The sequence below is a fragment of the Candidatus Enterococcus wittei genome (assembly GCF_002140175.1).
GTDB lineage: Bacteria > Bacillota > Bacilli > Lactobacillales > Enterococcaceae > Enterococcus_B > Enterococcus_B wittei.
In genome coordinates this window covers 77,754-95,336 of record NZ_NGMO01000003.1, presented here as the reverse complement: position 1 = coordinate 95,336, position 17,583 = coordinate 77,754, and the positions used below count along the sequence as shown (strand labels likewise).

23 protein-coding genes and 2 tRNA genes are annotated in these 17,583 nt (G+C 37.8%); 24 read left to right on the top strand and 1 reads right to left on the bottom strand.

Annotated elements, in window-relative coordinates; translation table 11 throughout:
* The first annotated feature begins 30 nt into the window (after positions 1 to 30).
* From smpB to A5844_RS08345, 20 genes are all read left to right on the top strand, one after another.
* Complete coding sequence (gene smpB, locus A5844_RS08440; protein WP_086284763.1) at positions 31 to 495, top strand: SsrA-binding protein SmpB; 465 nt, start codon at positions 31 to 33, stop codon at positions 493 to 495.
* A gap of 301 nt (positions 496 to 796) precedes the next feature.
* Positions 797 to 1,516, top strand: a complete 720-nt coding sequence (atpB, locus tag A5844_RS08435; RefSeq protein ID WP_086284762.1) for a F0F1 ATP synthase subunit A — start codon at positions 797 to 799, stop codon at positions 1,514 to 1,516.
* 48 nt (positions 1,517 to 1,564) lie between these two features.
* Positions 1,565 to 1,780: an ATP synthase F0 subunit C gene (atpE, locus tag A5844_RS08430; RefSeq protein ID WP_010718599.1), complete on the top strand. Its 216-nt coding sequence runs from the start codon at positions 1,565 to 1,567 to the stop codon at positions 1,778 to 1,780.
* A gap of 108 nt (positions 1,781 to 1,888) precedes the next feature.
* Complete coding sequence (gene atpF, locus A5844_RS08425) at positions 1,889 to 2,413, top strand: F0F1 ATP synthase subunit B (RefSeq protein ID WP_086284761.1); 525 nt, start codon at positions 1,889 to 1,891, stop codon at positions 2,411 to 2,413.
* Positions 2,400 to 2,942, top strand: coding sequence for an ATP synthase F1 subunit delta (gene atpH / locus A5844_RS08420; RefSeq protein ID WP_086284760.1), 543 nt, complete (start codon positions 2,400 to 2,402; stop codon positions 2,940 to 2,942). Before atpF ends, atpH begins: the two co-directional genes overlap by 14 nt.
* 22 nt (positions 2,943 to 2,964) lie before the next feature.
* On the top strand, positions 2,965 to 4,521 hold the full coding sequence (gene atpA / locus A5844_RS08415; RefSeq protein ID WP_086284759.1) for a F0F1 ATP synthase subunit alpha: 1,557 nt from the start codon (positions 2,965 to 2,967) through the stop codon (positions 4,519 to 4,521).
* Positions 4,522 to 4,534: 13 nt separating this feature from the next.
* Positions 4,535 to 5,437 carry a F0F1 ATP synthase subunit gamma gene (locus A5844_RS08410; protein WP_086284758.1) on the top strand — a complete coding sequence of 301 codons (903 nt, stop codon included), beginning with the start codon at positions 4,535 to 4,537 and terminating at the stop codon, positions 5,435 to 5,437.
* A 22-nt stretch (positions 5,438 to 5,459) separates the two neighbouring features.
* Positions 5,460 to 6,866 carry a F0F1 ATP synthase subunit beta gene (atpD, locus tag A5844_RS08405; protein ID WP_086284757.1) on the top strand — a complete coding sequence of 469 codons (1,407 nt, stop codon included), beginning with the start codon at positions 5,460 to 5,462 and terminating at the stop codon, positions 6,864 to 6,866.
* A gap of 13 nt (positions 6,867 to 6,879) precedes the next feature.
* A complete protein-coding gene (locus tag A5844_RS08400; protein WP_086284756.1) occupies positions 6,880 to 7,302 on the top strand; it encodes a F0F1 ATP synthase subunit epsilon in 423 nt (140 codons plus the stop codon).
* A gap of 382 nt (positions 7,303 to 7,684) precedes the next feature.
* Complete coding sequence (locus A5844_RS08395; protein WP_086284755.1) at positions 7,685 to 7,915, top strand: DUF1146 family protein; 231 nt, start codon at positions 7,685 to 7,687, stop codon at positions 7,913 to 7,915.
* Between the two features lie 95 nt (positions 7,916 to 8,010).
* Positions 8,011 to 9,312 (top strand): UDP-N-acetylglucosamine 1-carboxyvinyltransferase, encoded by a 1,302-nt coding sequence (gene murA / locus A5844_RS08390; protein WP_086284754.1) that lies wholly within the window; start codon positions 8,011 to 8,013, stop codon positions 9,310 to 9,312.
* Positions 9,313 to 9,326: 14 nt separating this feature from the next.
* Positions 9,327 to 9,503 carry a DNA-directed RNA polymerase subunit beta gene (locus tag A5844_RS08385; protein WP_086284753.1) on the top strand — a complete coding sequence of 59 codons (177 nt, stop codon included), beginning with the start codon at positions 9,327 to 9,329 and terminating at the stop codon, positions 9,501 to 9,503.
* A 240-nt stretch (positions 9,504 to 9,743) separates the two neighbouring features.
* The gene (yidD, locus tag A5844_RS08380; protein ID WP_086284752.1) at positions 9,744 to 10,022 is read left to right on the top strand and encodes a membrane protein insertion efficiency factor YidD; all 279 of its coding nucleotides are present in this window, start codon (positions 9,744 to 9,746) and stop codon (positions 10,020 to 10,022) included.
* Positions 10,023 to 10,054: 32 nt separating this feature from the next.
* Positions 10,055 to 10,504 carry a GNAT family N-acetyltransferase gene (locus A5844_RS08375; RefSeq protein ID WP_086284751.1) on the top strand — a complete coding sequence of 150 codons (450 nt, stop codon included), beginning with the start codon at positions 10,055 to 10,057 and terminating at the stop codon, positions 10,502 to 10,504.
* Positions 10,505 to 10,579: 75 nt separating this feature from the next.
* Positions 10,580 to 11,458, top strand: coding sequence for an ROK family protein (locus tag A5844_RS08370; protein ID WP_086284750.1), 879 nt, complete (start codon positions 10,580 to 10,582; stop codon positions 11,456 to 11,458).
* A gap of 70 nt (positions 11,459 to 11,528) precedes the next feature.
* Complete coding sequence (locus tag A5844_RS08365; protein WP_086284749.1) at positions 11,529 to 11,762, top strand: DUF2969 domain-containing protein; 234 nt, start codon at positions 11,529 to 11,531, stop codon at positions 11,760 to 11,762.
* Positions 11,763 to 11,849: 87 nt separating this feature from the next.
* Positions 11,850 to 11,930, top strand: a tRNA-Tyr gene (locus tag A5844_RS08360).
* A 7-nt stretch (positions 11,931 to 11,937) separates the two neighbouring features.
* Positions 11,938 to 12,009: transfer RNA gene (locus A5844_RS08355), tRNA-Gln, on the top strand.
* A 117-nt stretch (positions 12,010 to 12,126) separates the two neighbouring features.
* On the top strand, positions 12,127 to 12,297 hold the full coding sequence (locus A5844_RS14270; RefSeq protein ID WP_086284748.1) for a hypothetical protein: 171 nt from the start codon (positions 12,127 to 12,129) through the stop codon (positions 12,295 to 12,297).
* 451 nt (positions 12,298 to 12,748) lie between these two features.
* Complete coding sequence (locus A5844_RS08345) at positions 12,749 to 13,456, top strand: GntR family transcriptional regulator (RefSeq protein ID WP_086284747.1); 708 nt, start codon at positions 12,749 to 12,751, stop codon at positions 13,454 to 13,456.
* Between the two features lie 165 nt (positions 13,457 to 13,621).
* Here A5844_RS08345 and A5844_RS08340 read toward each other — a convergent pair whose 3' ends face one another.
* Positions 13,622 to 14,266 (bottom strand): YigZ family protein, encoded by a 645-nt coding sequence (locus A5844_RS08340; RefSeq protein WP_086284746.1) that lies wholly within the window; start codon positions 14,264 to 14,266, stop codon positions 13,622 to 13,624.
* 137 nt (positions 14,267 to 14,403) lie between these two features.
* Between A5844_RS08340 and A5844_RS08335 the strand changes: the two genes are divergently transcribed.
* From A5844_RS08335 to hpf, 4 genes are all read left to right on the top strand, one after another.
* Complete coding sequence (locus tag A5844_RS08335; RefSeq protein ID WP_086284745.1) at positions 14,404 to 14,691, top strand: DUF7662 domain-containing protein; 288 nt, start codon at positions 14,404 to 14,406, stop codon at positions 14,689 to 14,691.
* 150 nt (positions 14,692 to 14,841) lie between these two features.
* A complete protein-coding gene (locus tag A5844_RS08330; RefSeq protein ID WP_086284744.1) occupies positions 14,842 to 16,173 on the top strand; it encodes a DEAD/DEAH box helicase family protein in 1,332 nt (443 codons plus the stop codon).
* A gap of 64 nt (positions 16,174 to 16,237) precedes the next feature.
* Positions 16,238 to 16,867: a ComF family protein gene (locus A5844_RS08325; protein ID WP_256924540.1), complete on the top strand. Its 630-nt coding sequence runs from the start codon at positions 16,238 to 16,240 to the stop codon at positions 16,865 to 16,867.
* Between the two features lie 134 nt (positions 16,868 to 17,001).
* Entirely contained in the window at positions 17,002 to 17,553 is a 552-nt protein-coding gene (gene hpf, locus A5844_RS08320; RefSeq protein WP_086284742.1) for a ribosome hibernation-promoting factor, HPF/YfiA family, read from the top strand.
* The last annotated feature ends 30 nt before the right edge of the window (positions 17,554 to 17,583 follow it).

Below are 17,583 nucleotides of genomic sequence, written 5' to 3'. Positions count from 1 at the left end.
AGAAACGAGAAAGAATTGGGGGAATGTACCATGCCAAAAGGCGAGGGGAAATTGATCGCGCAAAATAAAAAAGCTCGCCATGATTATTCGATCATTGACACTATGGAAGCTGGAATGGTTTTGCAAGGAACAGAAATCAAATCGATTCGTAATAGTCGAATCAACTTAAAAGATGGATTCGTGCGGATCCGTAATGGGGAAGCATTTTTGCACAATGTCCACATCAGCCCTTATGAACAAGGAAATATCTTTAATCATGATCCATTACGGACAAGAAAATTACTGTTACGTAAGAAACAAATCATCAAGCTTTCGACAGAAGCAAAAAATGCAGGGATTACGATTGTACCTTTGAAAGTATATATCAAAAATGGGTATGCCAAAGTACTGATAGGTCTAGCTAAAGGGAAAAGATCCTATGATAAGAGGGAAGATTTGAAACGAAAAGATGTGGATCGTCAAATTGATCGAACATTAAAAAATTTCTCTAGATAATTTCATTATCCTTTTTCGCATATTCAGTGCTTTTATCTTTACTTAATGATAAAATTTGTTAGCATTTAATCTGATAAAACATGAATATCAAAGGTTTTTCTACTATAAATACGGTGATATTTGACACCAGATTTTTCATTTTTTAGACTGAAACAAAAAAGTGTCTAATTTTCATGAAAATGTTTTGAAATTTCTTTTTCATGGTGGTATGATACCGTTTGGTTAGAAACTGATAGAGAAAAACCAGATACGCACATGAAAGTGATTTTATGTGAAATTCTGAGAAAAGAGGTGAAATGGATTGGATGAACGCTCGCTAACGTTCCATATTGGACCGATTTGGTTTGATGGTACTGTTTGTTTGATGGTGTTATTAACATGTTTGATTGTTTTCTTCTTGGTTTATTTCTTTACAAGAAATCTTAAAATGAAACCAACTGGAAAGCAAAATGCGATCGAATGGGTCATTGACTTTACACGAGGGATCGTGACAGATAACTTGCCTAGAAGAGAATTGAATAATTTTCATTTTTTGGCATTTACACTGTTCCTATTTGTTTTCGTGGCAAACAATATCGGTTTAGTGACAAAGATCGTCTTACCTAACGAAACGACCCTTTGGAAGAGTCCTACAGCAGACCCGTTTGTAACTTTAACTTTGGCATTTATTATGATCACACTTACTCATTTATTCGGGGTGAAAAAGCTCGGCTTTAAAGGTTACTTTGTCAATTCGTTCCTGAAACCATACAGTTTTATGTTTCCAATGAAGGTGATCGAAGAGTTTACGAATTTGTTGACACTTGCTCTACGTCTTTATGGGAATATCTACGCGGGGGAAGTTTTGCTAACTTTGATCGCAAAAATGATGACAAGTTTAGGCTGGTTCTCATTGCCATTAGCAATTCCGTTAGAGATGATTTGGATCGCGTTCTCATTATTTATCGGAAGCATCCAAGCATTTGTCTTTGTCACTTTATCAATGGTTTATATGAGTCACAAGATAGAAGTAGAAGAGTAACATCAATTTCATCAAAAGATTATTTTAACTATTAGGAGGAAATCAATTATGAATTATATCGCAGCAGCAATCGCAATCATGGGAGCAGCCATCGGAGCTGGTTACGGTAATGGTCAAGTAATCTCTAAAACAATTGAATCAATGGCACGCCAACCTGAAATGTCAGGTCAATTACGTACAACAATGTTCATCGGGGTAGCGCTAGTCGAAGCCGTTCCTATTCTAGGTGTTGTTATTGCCTTGATCCTTGTTTTTGCCGTTTAAGCATCATCAATCAGGTTGACACGTTTGTTGTATCTCAACATACTTCTTACACAACCTTGTTAAACGGTTTTTAAGAAACTGGATCCACAAAGAAAGGAAGGCTAATCTATGCTGAATCAATTGGTAATTGCAGAAGTTGGCAATGCGATGTTAGGAAATATCATCGTTGTCAGCGGCTCATTTTTGATATTAATGGTTCTATTGAAACATTTTGCTTGGGGACCAATCAGCGATATTTTGAAAAAACGTGAAGACAAGATCGCCAATGATTTAGATTCTGCAGAACAATCTCGCATCAAATCAGCAAAACTAGAACAAGAACGCGAACAACAATTGTTAGCCTCTCGTTCAGATGCAGCTGAGATTATCAAAAATGCGAAAGAAAGCGGAGAATTAAGCCGTCAAAATATTTTGAAGGATACGCAAGAAGAAGTCGCACGTCTAAAAAGCAAAGCTCAAGCTGATATCACGATGGAACGTGATTCAGCATTGAATTCTGTTAAAGATGATGTTGCAGATCTTTCACTTCAAATTGCGGAAAAGATCTTGAATAAAGAGCTTTCTCCAGAAATGCATGAATCTTTAATCAATCAATATATCGAAGGTCTAGGTTCAACCAATGAAACTAGATAAATATACAGTAGGTAGACGTTACGGAAAAGCATTGTTTGAACTGGCGATCGCTTCAAACAATCAGGAAGAAATCTATCAGGAACTATTGAGTTTACGTCAAGTTTATACTTCTGTACCTGAATTAGGGAATATCCTGAGTGATGTCCGCTTAGAACCTCATGAAAAACGCGTGATCATGGACAAACTTGTCAGTGGCTATGACGGAATCGTAAAAAACTTTTTAGAAGTTGTCTATAATTACAACCGTATGTCAGATTTAGGGTTAATGATCGATGAGTATGAGCACCGTTACAATGAACACAAAGGGCTACTGCTAGGTAGTGTAAAAACAGCAGTGCCATTATCAGATGAACAATTAAAAAGACTTGAAGAGAATGTTGCAAAAACAATGGACTATCAAAAAGTAGAATTAAAACAAAGCGTTGATTCTTCTATTATTGGTGGCGCAATTGTTGAAGCCGATCATCGAGTCATCGATGGAAGCATTCGTACGCAATTGGAAAAAATGCGTAATCAACTAAATAGATAGTACAAAGAGGTAGGTGAATCGAATGGCTATCAAAGCAGAAGAAATTAGTGCCTTGATTAAAGAACAAATTGAACATTATGAAAATGTGCTTTCAGTCGAAGAAATCGGTACAGTGACATATGTCGGTGATGGAATCGCACGTGCACATGGACTAGAAAATGCCATGAGTGGTGAACTGCTTGAATTTTCAAATGGTTCATATGGGATGGCACAAAACTTAGAATCAAATGATGTAGGGATCATTATCTTGGGCGATTTTGAATCCATTCGTGAAGGAGACAAAGTTAAACGTACAGGTAAAATCATGGAAGTGCCAGTCGGTGACGCAATGATTGGACGCGTGGTGAATCCTCTTGGTCAACCAATCGATGGTTTAGGAGAAATTGCAACAGATAAAACTCGCCCAGTTGAAGCAATGGCACCAGGTGTCATGCAACGTAAATCAGTAAGTGAACCAATGCAAACAGGCTTAAAAGCCATTGATGCATTAGTCCCAATCGGCCGTGGACAACGTGAATTAGTCATTGGTGACCGTAAGACTGGGAAAACATCTATTGCAATTGATACGATCATCAACCAAAAAGGGCAAGATATGATCTGTATCTATGTAGCTATCGGACAAAAAGATTCTACAGTCCGAACACAAGTAGAAACATTGAAAAAATATGGTGCCATGGATTATACCATCGTGGTGAATGCAGGTGCCTCTCAACCTGCGCCATTGTTATACATCGCACCTTATGCAGGAACTGCTATGGGTGAAGAATTCATGTATAACGGCAAACACGTATTGATCATTTTTGATGATCTATCAAAACAAGCTGTCGCTTATCGTGAGTTATCTTTACTACTTCGCCGTCCGCCAGGTCGTGAAGCTTATCCAGGAGATGTATTCTACTTACATTCACGTTTATTAGAACGTGCTGCTAAGTTAAGTGATGATTTAGGTGGCGGTTCAATGACTGCTTTACCATTTGTTGAAACACAAGCAGGAGATATCTCTGCCTATATCCCAACGAACGTGATCTCCATTACGGATGGTCAAATCTTCTTAGAAAGTGATTTGTTCTATGCAGGTACACGACCAGCTGTAGATGCCGGATTATCCGTTTCTCGTGTAGGTGGTTCTGCGCAGATCAAAGCAATGAAAAAAGTTGCTGGGACACTACGTTTGGATTTGGCAAGTTACCGTGAATTAGAAGCCTTCACTCAATTTGGTTCCGATCTAGATGCTGCAACTCAAGCAAAATTGAATCGTGGACGACGCACAGTGGAAATCTTGAAGCAAAAACTTCATGCCCCACTAGCCGTTGAAAAACAAGTAGTGATTTTATATGCATTGACTCATGGGTATTTAGACAGTATTCCTGTGGACAGCATTTTAGATTTCGAACATGAACTATTTGAATATCTAGATACAAACCATACGGATATTTTTGAAACGATCCGCACAACAAAAGATCTTCCAGAAGAAGAAACGTTGAATCAAGCGATCCAAGAATATAAAGATATTTTTTTGGCAACAAAAGGAAATAGTTCTTCAACAGAAGACAAATTGAAATCCATTCAAAATGCATAGTGAGGTGAGATGAATGGGCGCTTCATTAAATGAAATCAAGACACGAATTGCGTCAACAAAGAAGACAAGTCAAATTACTCGTGCCATGCAAATGGTCTCTGCCTCTAAGTTAACAAAATCTGAAGCTTCTTCTCAGAAGTTTCAGATCTATGCGAACAAAGTCAGAGAAATTGTGACACATTTAACAGCAACGCAATTAAATGACATCGCCTCAGATAATCAACGAGGAGATATCAATTATAATAGTATGCTGATCAGCCGTCCCGTGAAGAAAACCGGTTATATCGTGATCACAGCTGATGGTGGCTTAGTGGGTGGTTATAATAGTTCGATATTGAAGCAAACAATGTCGATTCTTGAAGAAGATCATCAATCACCAGAAGATTATGTCATGATTGCTATCGGTGGAACGGGTGCAGAATTTTTCAAAGCACGTGGAATCAACTTAGCGTATGAATTACGTAATTTATCTGATCAACCAAGCTTTGATGAAGTTCGTAAAATCGTCAACATGGCGACAACTATGTATCAAAATGAAGTATTCGACGAATTATATGTATGTTATAACCATCATATCAATTCATTAACTAGTCAATTTCGTGTAGAAAAAATGCTCCCAATCTCAGATTTAGATCCTGAAGAAGCAACGAAGTTTGATCAAGAGTATATTTTCGAACCATCAAAAGAAGAAATCTTGTCGCAACTGTTGCCTCAATATGCAGAAAGTTTGATCTATGGCGCAATAGTTGATGCCAAAACCGCAGAACATGCGGCTGGTATGACAGCCATGAAGACAGCAACTGATAATGCTGCATCGATCATTGATGACTTGACGGTTTCCTATAACCGTGCAAGACAAGGGGCAATTACCCAAGAAATTACCGAAATTGTTGCCGGAGCTTCGGCGCTAGAATAGTATGGAGATTGGAGGAAAAAAGATGAGTTCAGGCAAGATTGTTCAAGTAATCGGTCCCGTTGTCGACGTGGAATTTTCTTTAGACCAATCCTTACCAGATATCAACAACGCATTAGTTGTTTATAAAAATGATGAGCAAAAATCAAAAGTTGTTCTTGAAGCAGCATTAGAATTAGGTGACGGGGTCATCCGTACGATCGCAATGGAATCTACGGATGGACTACAAAGAGGAATGGAAGTTATCGATACAGGTAAAGCTATCTCTGTTCCAGTTGGAACTGAGACGCTAGGTCGTGTCTTCAACGTATTAGGAGAAACCATCGACTTGGAGTCACCATTCCCAGAGGATGCACAACGAAGTGAGATCCACAAAAAAGCACCTAATTTTGATGAATTAAGTACGAGTACAGAAATCCTTGAGACAGGGATCAAAGTAATCGACTTATTAGCCCCTTACTTAAAAGGTGGTAAAGTCGGTTTGTTTGGAGGAGCCGGTGTTGGTAAAACCGTGTTGATCCAAGAATTGATCCACAATATCGCCCAAGAACATGGGGGGATTTCCGTATTTACCGGTGTAGGTGAACGTACACGTGAAGGAAATGACCTTTATTATGAAATGAAAGAATCTGGGGTAATCGAAAAAACAGCGATGGTATTTGGCCAAATGAATGAACCGCCAGGTGCTCGTATGCGTGTCGCATTGACTGGTTTGACGATTGCGGAATACTTCCGCGATGTGGAAGGGCAAGACGTGCTATTATTTATTGATAATATTTTCCGTTTCACGCAAGCTGGTTCAGAAGTTTCGGCCCTTTTAGGACGGATGCCTTCAGCTGTTGGGTACCAACCAACGTTAGCAACTGAAATGGGGCAATTACAAGAACGGATCACATCTACGAAAAAAGGATCCATCACATCGATCCAAGCAATCTATGTACCAGCGGATGACTATACTGACCCTGCGCCAGCAACTACATTTGCCCATTTAGATGCAACAACAAACTTGGAACGTAAATTGACAGAGCAAGGTATCTACCCTGCCGTGGATCCATTAGCTTCTTCTTCAAGTGCTTTATCTCCTGAAATCGTCGGAGAAGAACATTATAAAGTAGCTACAGAAGTGCAACATGTGTTGCAACGATATCGTGAATTACAAGATATCATTGCTATCTTAGGGATGGATGAATTATCTGACCAAGAAAAAGTATTGGTGTCACGCGCTCGTCGTATCCAATTCTTCTTGTCACAAAACTTCAACGTGGCTGAACAATTTACTGGGCTACCAGGTTCTTATGTACCAGTAGAAGAAACTGTCAAAGGATTCCGTGAGATTTTAGAAGGAAAATATGATGACCTTCCTGAAGAAGCATTCCGAAGTGTTGGTCGAATCGAAGACGTCGTCGAAAAAGCGAAAAAACTAGGTTACTAGGAAGGGGTGCCCCATGGATCAATATTTAACAGTTAATGTGGTTACTCCTGACGGTTTGGTCTATGATCACCATGCAGCGATCGTTGTTGCTCGAACAACAGCTGGGGAAATTGGTATTTTACCAAAACATGCCCCAATCATCGTGCCTTTGACGATCGATGAAGTTCGTGTAAAACGGACAGATTCAGATACACACGTGGATTGGATCGCTGTGAATGGCGGCATCATGGAAGTTCGGGACAATGTAGTATCGATCGTAGCCGATAGTGCTGAACGTGAACGTGATATCGATGTTACTAGAGCGGAAAGAGCCAAACAACGTGCCGAACGACAAATCGAAGAAGCCAAGCAAAAAGAAGACAAAAACGAATTGAAACGTGCTACGGTTGCATTGCACCGTGCAGTGAACCGTATCAAAGTCTCGAAACATTCTTAAAAATGGGAATTGATATGAGTGATCAAATCCTTATTCAGTAAGAATAAATCCTCAAAATTACAGTAAAGTTCAAGGGGAGACTCTTCATTATTCGTCTACCTCTGACAAAGAAGCCCAATAATCTGAAACTATTTTCTTACTTTCATGATTATTGGGTTTCTTTTTTTATAAAAAAAACCGTATCCATCGAGTTATTGTAAATAGAGGGAATAAAGTAATTAAATGAAAAAGCAGTGGTTATCTTTCACATGATTTTCATAGAATATCAAGAAAATTACCGATATTTATCATTTTTACAATCAATAATTTCTACTTTTATTGAATTTATGGTATCATCATTGTGTTAGTTATCAAAAAAACATTTGTTAGAAAGGACGTATTGATGCAATTATACGGAATTGATGCAATCATCCGAATCGTAAGTCATCTGGCTTTCATCTATTTAGCCTTTTGGTCTTTACGTTCTTTGCGTGTTGAGACATTTTTTCGATCAATGCACACAACACAAATTCGAATGGCAATCGTACTTTTTTCAATTTTCTTAGGGTATACAGCTAGCAATTTTTTCTTAGAAATCATTGCGTTATGTCGAAATCTTTTCGTCAGCCTATAAAATTAAAAAAAGGTACTATTTTAAAAGTAGAAATGTTATAATAAAAAAGATTTTGAGCAGATGTATACTCATTGGAATTTTTTGGGGGGAACAACATGGAAGAGATCATCGTAAAAGGTGGCAATCGATTAAATGGAACAGTAAGAATTGAAGGAGCTAAAAATGCGGTATTGCCGATTTTAGCCGCTAGTTTATTGGCAGAAGAGGGAACGACCGTATTAGATAACGTGCCAATTCTTTCTGACGTATTCACTATGAATCAAGTGATCCGTCATTTAAATGTAGATGTAGCATTTGATGAAGCAAATAATCAAGTAACACTTGATGCTTCTAGACAATTAGAAATTGAAGCACCTTATGAATATGTGAGTCAAATGCGTGCTTCGATCGTTGTAATGGGGCCACTACTTGCAAGAAATGGTCATGCTAAAGTTGCAATGCCTGGAGGTTGTGCAATTGGCAAACGCCCAATTGATTTACACCTTAAGGGATTCCAAGCATTAGGTGCAAAAATCATTCAAAAAAATGGTTATATCGAAGCTATTGCAGATCAATTGATCGGTAATACGATTTATTTAGATTTCCCAAGTGTGGGTGCAACACAAAATATCATGATGGCTGCAGTAAAAGCAAAAGGCACAACAATTATTGAAAACGTAGCGCGTGAACCTGAAATCGTCGATCTTGCCAATATTTTAAATAAAATGGGCGCAAATATTTACGGTGCAGGCACTGAAACGATGCGTATCGAAGGTGTCGATCATTTGCATGCAGTGAATCATTCAATCGTTCAAGATCGGATCGAAGCAGGAACATTTATGGTAGCTGCTGCGATGACAGAAGGTAATTTACTAATCGCTGACGCTATTTCAGAACACAATCGTCCATTGATCTCTAAATTGATTGAAATGGGTGCAACGATTACTGAAGAAGATGGTGGAGTACGAGTGATTGGACCAAAACATATCTTACCTACAGATGTGAAAACTATGCCACATCCTGGTTTTCCGACTGATATGCAAGCACAGATGACAGCTATCCAATTGGTGGCTGAAGGAACGAGTATGGTTACTGAAACGGTTTTTGAGAATCGTTTCCAACACTTAGAAGAAATGCGACGTATGAATGCTCATGTGAAAATAGATGGTAATATCGCGATTATGGACGGCAATCATGAGCTACAAGGGGCGGAAGTTTATGCAACAGATCTGCGTGCAGCAGCAGCCCTTGTATTAGCTGGTTTGAAAGCAAATGGGATTACACGTGTTCGCAACTTGAAATATCTAGATCGTGGCTATTATAACTTCCATATTAAATTACAACAATTAGGTGCAGATGTTGAACGCGTGGAAGTAGAAGAAACACCGATAGAAAAAGCAACACAAACAATTGCTTAAAGGATGTGGCAGATATGACAAATCAACGATATATTTTAATAAATCTAGTGAAGATTTTAGTCGTTATTTTCCTTGCCATCCTATTGTTTATTATTGGTACAATGATTGGTTATGGATTAATAGGTGGGGGTAGCCCATTGAAAGTCTTTCAACCAAGCTTATGGTTGCATATTTTTGATTTCTTTAAGTAAAAAAATGATTCCAAAAAATGCAGCAATCAAATCACCGTTTATTTGATCTTATGACTTGGATCTAGTGACTTCAACATTTTGTTAAGTTGATTTTGACCTATCTTTATGACGCTAGATAGACCTCAGTGATCTACGTTATGGTAAGGAAAAATGTTGTCCTATAATCAAATAAGCTATGATAGTTTAAGAAAAGAGGCTGGCACTAGTTGTCCTAGCCTCTTTTTCCACAGGAGTGAAAAAATGAAAAAAATTTTGATTTATTTAGTGCGTGGGTATCAACGATTTATTTCTCCCGCATTCCCACCTAGTTGTCGTTACTATCCCACTTGCTCAAACTATATGATCCAAGCGATTCAGGTACATGGAGCCATCAAAGGAACCGTGATGGGGACTGCACGGATTTTACGGTGTCATCCATTTGTAAAAGGAGGAATTGATTACGTTCCACGCACTTTTTCATTGACCCGTAATAAAATAGACAAAGAAATGCCGGATTATAAAAAATACATAAAAAAATAGATCTGACTCTTTGGTAGAAAGGAGAAGATCTTATGTATAAAAGGCTAGACAAGCAGAACTTACCTTGGGAACTGTTATTAGAAGCTGATCCTGAAAAGAAAAAAGTTACAAAATATATTGACGAAGGTGCTGGCTTTATTTGGGAAGAAGCAGGCGAAGTTTTGGGAATATTAGTTTTTATCACAAGAGACACAGAATTTGAGATCATGAATGTTTCTGTTGCGCCTTCGTTTCAAGGGCAAGGAATCGGAGGGAAACTATTAGATTACGCATTTGAATACTTTCATTTAGTAAAACAAAAACAACGATGCGTGATCATTCGTACAGGAAGTGTGACGAGTAAAGCCCTACATTTATATCAGAAAAAAGGTTTCGTTGAAGTTTCCAGAGAGAAGGATTATTTCATCCATAACTACAAAGAACCAATTTATGAAGACGGCGTCCTTCTGAGGGACCAAGTAACCTTAGAAAAACAATTATAATCTTTTTTAGAAAGCGCTTTTAAAATTAGCTGAATTGCATTACAATAATCCTATTAAGGATAAGGAGAATCGATTATGGGGATCTTAGCTTTTGATTTTGGAGGTTCAGCTGTAAAATATGGTTATTGGGATGGAGAGAGATTATCAGACACAGCAAATTTTTCGACACCTGAAACATGGAGTGAAATGAAAAAACAATTATTTCAAGTATTTAATCAATTGTCAAAAGAAAGAACAATCGATGGTGTTGCTCTTAGCGCACCTGGCGTTGTCAACAGTGAACGCCGTATGATTGAAGGGATCAGTGCCATTCCTTATATCCATGGCTTTGACATTTACCAAGAATTAGAAGAGATGTTTGAATTACCTGTTGCCATCGAAAATGATGCCAATTGTGCAGGGATGGCTGAATTTTATGAAGGAGCTGCTCAAGCTTATCAAAATGTTGCCTTTGTTGTAATCGGAACTGGTATCGGTGGTGCGATGTTTACCAATGGTGAATTAAATAAAGGTGCCCATCTTTATGGTGGTGAGTTTGGCTTGATGTTTCTCGATGGGGATAAAACCTTTAGTAAAGTAGGTACAGCCGTTCAAATGGCTTGGCGCTATTGTGAGCGCAAAGGAGTAGATAAGAAGGCCTATAGTGGGAAAGACGTTTTCGATTTAGCTGAAAAAGGAGATCAGATCGCTCTTGAAGAAGTAGAAAAATTTTATGATTATTTGACAAAAGGCCTTTTTAGCATTCAATTTGCCTTTGATCCAGAGGTCATTGTTTTAGGTGGCGGGATTTCTGCAAAAGAGGGATTGATCGAGGAAATCAATGGGCGGATGAAAAAATTGACTAGCCAGCTAGGATTGAATGATTTTGACCCTGAAATTTTAGTTTGTGATTATCGGAATGATGCCAATTTGATAGGAGCTGCAGCTAATTATTCTGCCCAACTAGAAGGATAGTAGCACGTCTCATATTTCCTCTATGTTTTCTACCAATAGATATGATAAACTATGAGGGAGGTGGAAAAATATGTCAAAAAAAAATAAAGATATCGAAGTTCGTATTGAGGAAATAAAAAAAGACATCAAAGGAAAATCCTATGAGGTGACTCAGTTATTTATTGGTAAAAAATTAATTGGTGAAATCTTAGCTTATGGGCCTAAAGAATTTGAGATTTTCTTAGGAGAAGAAGATTTTGGGAAAGAAAAAAGCCTTGAAAATGCGATAGAAACAGTCATTCGTCACTGGAATCTTCACGATTAAAAAAATATCAAAAAAATTTTCAATAAAGGGTTGCATTCATCTGAAAAATTAGGTATTATAACTAAGTCAGGTTGATACAAACCTTTCGGAGGAGTAGCGAAGTGGCTAAACGCGACGGACTGTAAATCCGTTCCTTAGGGTTCAGTGGTTCGAATCCACTCTCCTCCATTTTTATTGGGGTATAGCCAAGCGGTAAGGCAAGGGACTTTGACTCCCTCATGCGTTGGTTCGAATCCAGCTACCCCAGTCAGTCGAGTGATCCGATAGCGATCACTCTTTTTTTGTGTTCAGCATCTTGTTTCTTGAAGATTCGAGCAAATTAAGCTAGAGTAAGACTATAGATAAGAAAAAGGAGGCGGAGTAAATGAAGTGGAAAGAAAAAGTAGACGAGACAGCAGAAAAAATTTATGATCTGATTAAATCAGAAAAGTATGACGTAGAAGTCCATCTACCAAAAAAATCAGAGAAAATGATCCAAGTCAAAGCAAAACGTCCTACCAATCATACGAAAAAATGGCTAGCAAAAAATCGTTAATAATAACAAAAACTCTGAAATTCACCCAATTTAGTGATTTTTGGAGTTTTTGTTATTTAATCTTGGTAAAATAAGCAAAAAAATCTACACTTAACCACATTTGACTAGTAAAAATTAAACCATCATCATTTTATTATCTGGTGAATTTTGTATGAGAGAAGGATGGACCACAAGCTTATTCACGGCTTTCCTAAAGATGCCGTCTTTATTAATTTTAGAATGATGGAGCTTAAAAAAGAACAATCAAAAAAAGATTGGAATGAAGCTTACAACTCCCTCAATAGAGGAGTATACCAGCTCGTTAACCTTTGTTCGAACCTTTTTTGATTGAGAGGCAAAAGTGTCTAGAGATGATAAAGAAAGGTGTATGGTACGCAACTTAAACGTTTTTTTGTTGTGAATCAGGTATATACCAGTTATAATAAAGGAAACGAAAGGACGGATATACGTTATGTCGAATCAATTACCGGTATATATACAAATTCATGATCAACTTAAAAGTGAAATCGAACAAGGTGTCTGGAAAATTGGTGATCGCCTCCCTTCAGAAAGAGAACTTGCTATTAAATTCAATGTCAGCCGAATGACTTTACGTCAGGCAATTCAAAATTTAGCAGATGAGGGGATCTTAGAAAGAAAAATTGGTTCTGGGACCTATGTGGCGCGAGAAAAAGTGCAAGAAAAAATGTCTGGAGCCACTAGTTTTACTGAAATCATGGAATCTCAAAACCGAGTACCGTCTAGTCGGACGATTTCCTATTTCTTGACTTCTCCCAGCTCTAGTGAGATGGAAAAGCTTCAGCTATCAAAAGAGGATACGATCTTACGAATGGAACGTATACGCTTTGCAGATGACATTCCGATTTGCTTTGAAATTGCAAGTATTCCTCAATCGATTATTGATGGTTACAGCAAAGCAGAAATCACTGAATCGCTTTATCGGATCTTGGAAGAAAAAGGTGGCAATAAGATTGGTGCGGCGAATCAAACGATTTCAGCGATTCTAGCTTCTGAAAAAATCGCTGAATATCTAGATGTAAAACGTGGTGATGCGGTGTTAAGATTGCGTCAGATTTCGTACTTTGAAGATGGGACGCCTTTTGAATATGTACGAACACAATATGTTGGTGATCGATTTGAATTTTATTTGGAAAGATAAGTGGTCATAAAAAAGTGAGTGTTTTAGCTTTCATGATTCAGAACACCATTTTTTATAGGTGACAAGCTGATTGGATCAATAAGTGGATTGACAGAAATGACGCAAATTAAACCAGAGAAAGAAGGTAATAGTTACTTTTTCTTCTCTGGTTTAATTGAAAAAAATTTAATTTTCTAGCTGAATCTGTTGTTCATGATATGAAACGGGACCTTCTGTAAAAGCCACTTGGCCGCTTAAGAGTTCGATCACAGAGTCTTTAAAAGAATCGACTTCTTTTTGATTGATCATACAACTAATGTTTACTTTATCGGTATAAAGGATTTCTTTTACGGTCACTTGTTGAAGCTCAAGAAAATTTTCGACTTTTCCTAATTGTGGATATGAAAGAGCTAAAGAAATTTCTTTTTGCAATCGACCTTCTACTATGCCCACTTCTTTTATAGCATGAGAAACCGCATGTGCATATGCCCGAATCAATCCACCAGCACCAAGTTTGGTACCGCCAAAATAGCGTGTAACCACTGCTGCCACATTGATCAACTCATTTTTTTTAAGGACTTCTAATATGGGAACTCCGGCAGTTCCACTAGGTTCACCATCATCACTGCTACGTTGGATCTCATTTTTCTCACCGATCACAAAGGCACTGCAATTGTGATTTGCTTTCCAGTGTGTTTTTTTTAACCCTTGAATAAAGTCTTTAGCTTCTTCTTCCGTTTGGACACGTTTCAGCGAACAGATAAAACGCGATTTTTTGATCTCGATTTCGCTTTGACCGTCTTCTTTAATCGTCCGATAACGTTCTAACATAAAATTCACTTCTTTCATCTATTCTACTGACACTCTGTGAACAAGTATAAAGAAGTTCGTTGCTCCTTTCAATAGGGATAGTAGTTGCACAACCGAGGGATTATAAGATAATAAAGAAAAGAAAGGGGAAAGCTAACATGAAAGAGCGGGTAAAGAAATATGATGTGATCACACATTATTTAAAAACAAACGGGGGTTCCCAAATCACATTAACCTTTACACAATTTGATGAATTGCTTTTTCCAAGTAGTGGCTTACCTAAGACTGCAAGAGAAAGTACGGATTGGTGGGCGAATGATTACAAGCATCCAGAAAAAGGAGCTTATGGCTGGCTGAATGCGGGATATGAAGTCGTGGTCATCAATTTAAAAAAAGAGTATGTCGTTTTTAACCAACTAGTAAAATCAAGCTGGTTATTTGATTGAAATGAATCGCACACTCGATGAAATAAACTAAAAAAGCAAACCGTAACATCCGAAAATAAGAGATCATTTTCGTGATTTACCGGTTTTTTTTTTGCTCAAAAATAACTCTGTCTGCTTCGTTTTTCGTATATATCTTGTGGAGGGAAATCAATGAGCAAAAAAAATTTATATGATAGAAGATTACTTACAAGAGAAGTAGAGGAAGAAAGGGCTTGGTTGCCTTTTGTAGATCACCAAATGATAGATTCTGTTACAGTAAAGAAAAAAGAACTATACTGTAATCGCTGTGGGACAAGCACACGATTAAATGAAGCAAAAATCAGTGCTACTTTTTTTTATTGCCCTCATTGTCTTTTTTTAGGACGTTGCGACAGCCAACAGGATCTTTATTTATTTGAACAACCGAAAGAAATACCAAGGATCGTCAAATTCGAATGGTCTAAGACGTTGACTCCTTTACAAAAAAGTATTTCAGAAAGATTAGTTCAATCTCACTTAAAGCGCCATCATTTTGTCTGGGCAGTAACGGGTGCTGGTAAAACAGAGATGCTTTATGCAAGTGTCAAACAGGTGTTAGAGCAAGGGGGGAGAGTGGGAATCGCCTCTCCAAGGCTAGATGTCTGTAATGAATTGTTTCTACGCTTCAGACAAGTTTTTCCGAATGAATCAATCCGCTTGCTCCATGGAAAAAGGAAGGAAGCTTACGATTACAGCACACTGGTGATTTGTACGACCCACCAATTATATCGGTTTTATCAAGCTTTTGATTTACTAGTGATTGATGAAGTAGATGCCTTTCCGTTTACCGGTGATTCAGGATTAGCGTATGCGGTAGAAACAGCGCTTGGATCTGAAGGACAATTGATTTATTTAAGTGCCACTCCTGATGATCATTTACTACAAAAGGTAAGGGGAACATTTGAACTTCATCACCTAGCTTTGCGTTTTCATCAACGTTTATTACCTGAACCAATTAATTATTTTTGGAATAATTGGCGGAAAAATTGTTTGCATCCACGGAAGAATAAAACATTGATCCAGTTGATCCATCAGCTAGTGAAAGAGAATCATCTATTACTGTTTTGTCCGAGTATCCATTTGATGAATCAACTTGAGCAAGTTTTGCAACAACAACTCCCTTTTAGGATCACAGCTGCTTCATCAAAAGATAATGATCGTTCGCAAAAAGTACGGAGGATGCGAAATCAAAAGTACGATATTTTTTTGACGACCTTGATTTTAGAAAGGGGGGTCACTTTCGAACGAATCTCTGTGATTGTATTAGGAGCCGATCACCAAGTTTTCACAAAATCTTCCCTCGTGCAAATTGCTGGTAGGGCTGATCGTAAAGGGAAGTTCACAAATAGTAAAGTCTACTTTTTATACGAAGAGAAAACAAAAGCGATCGTTAAAGCTTGTCAAGAAATCAAACAAATGAACAAAAAAGGAAAGGAACAACGCTGTGAAATGTGTTTATTGTAAAAAACTACAAATAAGAAACCTTAAAATCAGTGAAATTTTCAGGTGGTCGAAGGTGGGTTCTGGTATGTGTGAAGAGTGTCGCTCGTTTTTTCACAGTCTACCAGTTGATCAAGGCTGTGAGGGGTGTCAGAAGGTAGATCCATTACAACAAATAGTTAAAAATAACGACACAACTATATGGTACTGTAAAGATTGCTTGCAATGGAAAAAGCAGTATCCTGAATACCCTTTTTGTCATCGTGCCTTTTTTAAGTATGATGAACCATTTCAACAGTGGTTGAAACAGTACAAGTTTATTGGAGATATTCGGTTAGCTAAAAGTTTTGTCGGTGAATGGCAGCAATTAAAAAAAATGTATCCAGATTTTATTTATTGCCCGATCCCACTGTCAGCTGAGCGGATAAGTGAAAGAGGATTCAACCAAGTCAGTGAAATGCTCATTGCAGCTGATCTTCCCTTTCAGGAACTGTTAGTTCGCAAAAAACATTTACCAGCTCAATCTAAAAAGACGAGAGAACAAAGGCTATCGATGCCACAACCGTTTGAATTCACCAATCAATCAATTGATGTGACAAATCAAAAGATTCTTTTGATCGATGATGTTTATACGACTGGCCAGACCATCTTTCACGGAGCAAGTTGCTTAATACGAAATGCACCTCAAGAGATCCAAAGCTTTTCGTTAGCACGTTGAGTTTGTATGGAAACACATGTTTTTGACAGCGATTTAGTTTGCAAAAGTAGTAGAGTTCGATATAATATAATTAAGAAGAGGGAAAGAGTGGTCCTTCTCCTTCTTGACTGTGGTAGACGAAAGGGGTAGTTTTTATGTTTAGATATAATGTACGCGGCGAAAATATCGAAGTAACTGAAGCGATTCGTGACTATGTTGAGAAAAAAGTAGGAAAATTAGAACGCTATTTCAGTGATGCTCCCGATGCGACGGCGCATGTTAATTTAAAAGTTTATACTGAAAAAACAGCAAAAGTGGAAGTTACGATTCCATTACCTTATTTAGTATTACGTGCTGAAGAAACTTCACCTGATCTATACGCAAGTATTGATTTGGTTGTTGATAAATTGGAACGTCAAATCCGCAAATTTAAAACAAAGATCAATCGCAAATCTCGTGAAACTGGTCTAAACACGGCTGATGCAGCAGTGTTGTTTAACAACGAAGAAGAGGAAGAAAACGAGTCAGAACTAGATATTGTTCGTACAAAACGTTTATCATTGAAACCAATGGACAGTGAAGAAGCTGTTTTGCAAATGAACATGCTAGGTCATAACTTCTTCATCTTTGAAGATGCGGAAACAAACGGAATCAGCATTGTTTACCGTCGTAAAGATGGTAAATATGGGTTGATTGAAACCGATTGATAAATAACGAAATCTAAACAAATAATAAAC

Bases quoted from the DNA above. Each gene is read 5' to 3' on its own strand.
- smpB (WP_086284763.1), top strand. From the start codon at position 31: ATGCCAAAAGGCGAGGGGAAATTGATCGCGCAAAATAAAAAAGCTCGC.
- atpE (WP_010718599.1), top strand. From the start codon at position 1,565: ATGAATTATATCGCAGCAGCAATCGCAATCATGGGAGCAGCCATCGGA.
- atpF (WP_086284761.1), top strand. From the start codon at position 1,889: ATGCTGAATCAATTGGTAATTGCAGAAGTTGGCAATGCGATGTTAGGA.
- atpH (WP_086284760.1), top strand. From the start codon at position 2,400: ATGAAACTAGATAAATATACAGTAGGTAGACGTTACGGAAAAGCATTG.
- atpA (WP_086284759.1), top strand. From the start codon at position 2,965: ATGGCTATCAAAGCAGAAGAAATTAGTGCCTTGATTAAAGAACAAATT.
- A5844_RS08410 (WP_086284758.1), top strand. From the start codon at position 4,535: ATGGGCGCTTCATTAAATGAAATCAAGACACGAATTGCGTCAACAAAG.
- atpD (WP_086284757.1), top strand. From the start codon at position 5,460: ATGAGTTCAGGCAAGATTGTTCAAGTAATCGGTCCCGTTGTCGACGTG.
- A5844_RS08400 (WP_086284756.1), top strand. From the start codon at position 6,880: ATGGATCAATATTTAACAGTTAATGTGGTTACTCCTGACGGTTTGGTC.
- A5844_RS08395 (WP_086284755.1), top strand. From the start codon at position 7,685: ATGCAATTATACGGAATTGATGCAATCATCCGAATCGTAAGTCATCTG.
- murA (WP_086284754.1), top strand. From the start codon at position 8,011: ATGGAAGAGATCATCGTAAAAGGTGGCAATCGATTAAATGGAACAGTA.
- A5844_RS08385 (WP_086284753.1), top strand. From the start codon at position 9,327: ATGACAAATCAACGATATATTTTAATAAATCTAGTGAAGATTTTAGTC.
- yidD (WP_086284752.1), top strand. From the start codon at position 9,744: ATGAAAAAAATTTTGATTTATTTAGTGCGTGGGTATCAACGATTTATT.
- A5844_RS08375 (WP_086284751.1), top strand. From the start codon at position 10,055: ATGTATAAAAGGCTAGACAAGCAGAACTTACCTTGGGAACTGTTATTA.
- A5844_RS08370 (WP_086284750.1), top strand. From the start codon at position 10,580: ATGGGGATCTTAGCTTTTGATTTTGGAGGTTCAGCTGTAAAATATGGT.
- A5844_RS08365 (WP_086284749.1), top strand. From the start codon at position 11,529: ATGTCAAAAAAAAATAAAGATATCGAAGTTCGTATTGAGGAAATAAAA.
- A5844_RS14270 (WP_086284748.1), top strand. From the start codon at position 12,127: ATGAAGTGGAAAGAAAAAGTAGACGAGACAGCAGAAAAAATTTATGAT.
- A5844_RS08345 (WP_086284747.1), top strand. From the start codon at position 12,749: ATGTCGAATCAATTACCGGTATATATACAAATTCATGATCAACTTAAA.
- A5844_RS08340 (WP_086284746.1), bottom strand. From the start codon at position 14,266: ATGTTAGAACGTTATCGGACGATTAAAGAAGACGGTCAAAGCGAAATC.
- A5844_RS08335 (WP_086284745.1), top strand. From the start codon at position 14,404: ATGAAAGAGCGGGTAAAGAAATATGATGTGATCACACATTATTTAAAA.
- A5844_RS08330 (WP_086284744.1), top strand. From the start codon at position 14,842: ATGAGCAAAAAAAATTTATATGATAGAAGATTACTTACAAGAGAAGTA.
- A5844_RS08325 (WP_256924540.1), top strand. From the start codon at position 16,238: ATGTGTGAAGAGTGTCGCTCGTTTTTTCACAGTCTACCAGTTGATCAA.
- hpf (WP_086284742.1), top strand. From the start codon at position 17,002: ATGTTTAGATATAATGTACGCGGCGAAAATATCGAAGTAACTGAAGCG.